At 67.5% G+C, this 3302-nt stretch carries 4 protein-coding genes; all 4 read right to left on the minus strand.

Features of this window, described 5'->3' with window-relative positions; genetic code table 11:
• On the minus strand, positions 1-478 hold a 478-nt coding region (locus tag Q4P07_RS12570; protein WP_303375259.1), incomplete at its 3' end, for a HemK/PrmC family methyltransferase.
• Positions 475-1566, minus strand: a complete 1092-nt coding sequence (gene prfA / locus Q4P07_RS12575) for a peptide chain release factor 1 (protein WP_303375260.1) — start codon at positions 1564-1566, stop codon at positions 475-477. The genes Q4P07_RS12570 and prfA, both read right to left, overlap by 4 nt.
• 84 nt (positions 1567-1650) lie before the next feature.
• Complete coding sequence (gene rpmE / locus Q4P07_RS12580) at positions 1651-1869, minus strand: 50S ribosomal protein L31 (RefSeq protein ID WP_303375261.1); 219 nt, start codon at positions 1867-1869, stop codon at positions 1651-1653.
• 128 nt (positions 1870-1997) lie between these two features.
• Positions 1998-3302: transcription termination factor Rho (gene rho, locus Q4P07_RS12585; protein ID WP_303375262.1), on the minus strand; the 1305-nt coding region annotated here is incomplete at its 5' end.

Genomic DNA, 3302 nt, shown 5'->3' on the forward strand with positions numbered 1-3302 from the left:
CGTTCGCGACCGCATACCGATGCGCCTCGGGTGAGAGCTCGACGGCACCCACCCTCGCGTCCGGGCGCGCGTGCGCGATCGCCAGCGCCAGCGCGCCGCTGCCGGTGCACAGGTCGACAACCGTCGGCGACTGCAGGCCCTCCAGCGCGGTGAGCGCAAGCTCGACCATCAGCTCGGTCTCCGGTCGCGGGATGAAGACACCAGGCCCGACCAGCAGGTCGACGCCGGCAAAATGCGTCCTGCCGGTCAGGTGCTGCACCGGCACCCGCTCGGCGCGGCGGCTGATCAGGCCCTGGTAGGTCGAGATCGTCGCCTCGGGCACCTCCTCGCCCATCAGCCGCGCGCGCCTGAGGTCGGCAAGCTCGCGGTGCAGGGCGTGGGCGAGCAGCAGCTCGGCATCGACGGCCGGGCTGGGCACCCCGGCACGCGACAAGACCTGGGCCGCAGCGCGTAGGAGGGCGTCGATGGAGCCCCTCACCGCTCACCCGCCGACGCCAGCCGCGCGGCATCATCGGCGTCGACGGCCGACGCGATGACCTGGTCGAGGTCCCCGTCGAGCACGTGGTCGAGGTTGTAGGCCTTGAAGCCGGTGCGGTGGTCGGCGATGCGGTTCTCCGGGAAGTTGTAGGTGCGGATCCGCTCACTCCGGTCGACGGTGCGGATCTGGCTGCGACGCGCGTGGCTCGCGGCGGCCTCCGCCTCCTCGATCGCGATCTGGTGCAGGCGGGCGCGAAGCACGCGGAGCGCGGACTCCTTGTTCTGCAACTGGCTCTTCTCGTTCTGGCAGGAGACGACCAGGCCGGTCGGCAGATGGGTGATGCGCACCGCCGAGTCCGTGGTGTTGACCGATTGGCCGCCGGGGCCCGAGGAGCGGAAGACGTCGATCTTGAGATCGTTGAGGTGCAGGTCTACTTCTTCGGGATCGTCGATGTCCGGCATCACCAGGACCCCTGCTGCGGAGGTGTGGATCCGGCCCTGGCTCTCAGTCACCGGCACCCGCTGGACCCGGTGGACGCCGCCTTCGTACTTCAGCCTGGCCCACGGCGCCTCACCCTGCCCGGGGATGCCGATGGCCTGGATCGAGACGCGCGCGTCCTTGTATCCCCCTAGGTCAGACTCCGTCAGGTCCAGGAGCTGGGTCCGCCAGCCCCGCCGCTCGGCGTAGCGAAGGTACATGCGCATCAGGTCACCGGCGAACAGCGCCGACTCCTCACCGCCCTCGCCGGCCTTCACCTCCAGGATGACGTCACGGTCATCATCGGGATCGCGCGGCACGAGCTGATGGTGCAGGACCTCCGCCGCCGCCGCCGTCGTCTGCTCCAACGCGGGCAGCTCTTCGGCGAAGGATGGGTCCTCCGCGGCCAGCTCGCGTCCGGTGGCGAGGTCACCGGCAGCTGCATGCCAAGCGTGATAGGCCGCGACCGTCGGCCCGAGCGCGGCATAACGCTTGTTGAGTCGGCGCAGCACGACGTGGTCGCCCAGGACCACCGGATCCGCGAGCTGCCGCTCGATCTCGGCGTGCTCGGCGACCAGCGGGAGAGCCGACTCGAAAGATGAGGAGATCACGTCATACCTGCCAATAGTTGCGTGGAGCCCGGAAAGGCGAACGCCGGCCCCGCGACCAATGTCGCGGGACCGGCGTCGGAAGACTTAGTTGGCGGCAGCCTTCTTGCCGTAGCGCTGCTCGAAGCGAGCGACCCGGCCACCAGTGTCCAGGATCTTCTGCTTGCCCGTGTAGAACGGGTGGCAGTTGGAGCAGACGTCGGCGCTGATCCGACCGGACGCGTTGGTGCTCCGAGTCGTAAAGGTCGCGCCACAGGTGCAGGTCACCTGGGTCTCGACGTACGAGGGGTGGATGTCCTTCTTCATGTTTCTCCTTGGGTGGTATCTCCCCCGGGTCGGCTCCGCTGGTGGGAGCCGTGAACCGGTGGGCCAACTTGCCTATTCTGCCACTTTGGGCGGGTCCTGGTCGAATCCGCCGGGGCCGCAGGTGGCGCTCAGTCCTCGTCGTCCAGCCTGATGGAGCTGGTCTGCTGCACCTGGGTGAGGAACTCGTAGTTGTTCTTGGTCTTCTTGAGCCGGTCCAAGAGCAGTTCGATGCCCTGCTGCTGGTCAAGCGCGGACAGCACCCGACGGAGCTTCCACATGATCTTCAGCTCTTCGGCGCCCATCAGGATCTCCTCACGACGGGTGCCCGAGGCGTTGATGTCGACCGCCGGGTAGATCCGACGGTTGGCCAGCTGACGGTCCAGCTTGAGCTCCATGTTGCCGGTGCCCTTGAACTCCTCGAAGATGACCTCGTCCATCTTGGACCCGGTCTCAACCAAGGCCGTCGCGAGGATCGTCAACGATCCACCGTTCTCGATGTTGCGAGCCGCGCCGAAGAAGCGCTTGGGGGGGTAGAGCGCCGCGGAGTCGACGCCACCGGAGAGGATGCGGCCGGAGGCAGGCGCAGCCAGGTTGTAGGCACGACCCAGGCGGGTGATCGAGTCGAGCAGGACGACGACGTCGCCACCCAGCTCGACCAGACGCTTGGCCCGCTCGATGGCCAACTCGGCCACGGTCGTGTGGTCCTCGGCCGGCCGGTCGAAGGTTGAGGAGATGACCTCGCCCTTGACCGCGCGCTCCATGTCCGTGACCTCCTCCGGACGCTCGTCCACGAGGACGACCATCAGGTGGCACTCCGGGTTGTTGACGCTGATCGCGTTGGCGATCGACTGTAGGATCAGCGTCTTGCCCGCCTTGGCCGGAGCCACGAGCAGACCGCGCTGGCCCTTGCCGATGGGGGCGACCAAGTCGATGACCCGATTGGTCAGGCCCTTTTGGTCAGTCTCCAAACGCAGGCGCTCCTGCGGGTAAAGCGGCGTGAGCTTGCTGAAGTCAGGACGTTGACGCGACTGCTCTGGCGCCTTGCCGTTGACGGCTTCGAGCCGGACGAGGGCGCTGAACTTGCCCCGGTCACGCTTGTTGCCGGTCGAGGAGACGGTGTGCTGGTTGTCCTCGCCATCCTTGGGAGCCTTGATGAACCCCTGGACCGCGTCGCCCTTACGCAGCCCGTAGTTGCGGACCACGCCGATCGGGACGTAGATATCGGTCGGCCCTGGCAGGTAGCCGGTGGTGCGGATGAAGCCGTAGCTGTCCAGGACGTCAAGGACTCCGCCCACGGGGAGCAGCACGTCCTCGTCGGTGTAGGACTCCTCTTCCACCGACGTGTTCGGCTGTCCCTGGTGGGCGCTGCCGCTGTTGCCGCTGTGTCCACGCGTGTTGCGGTCCCGGCCACGCTGACGGCTGCGACGACGGCT

It is taken from the genome of Ornithinimicrobium sp., assembly GCF_030537745.1.
GTDB lineage: Bacteria > Actinomycetota > Actinomycetes > Actinomycetales > Dermatophilaceae > Ornithinicoccus.

Bases quoted from the DNA above. Each gene is read 5' to 3' on its own strand.
- rpmE (WP_303375261.1), bottom strand. From the start codon at position 1,869: ATGAAGAAGGACATCCACCCCTCGTACGTCGAGACCCAGGTGACCTGC.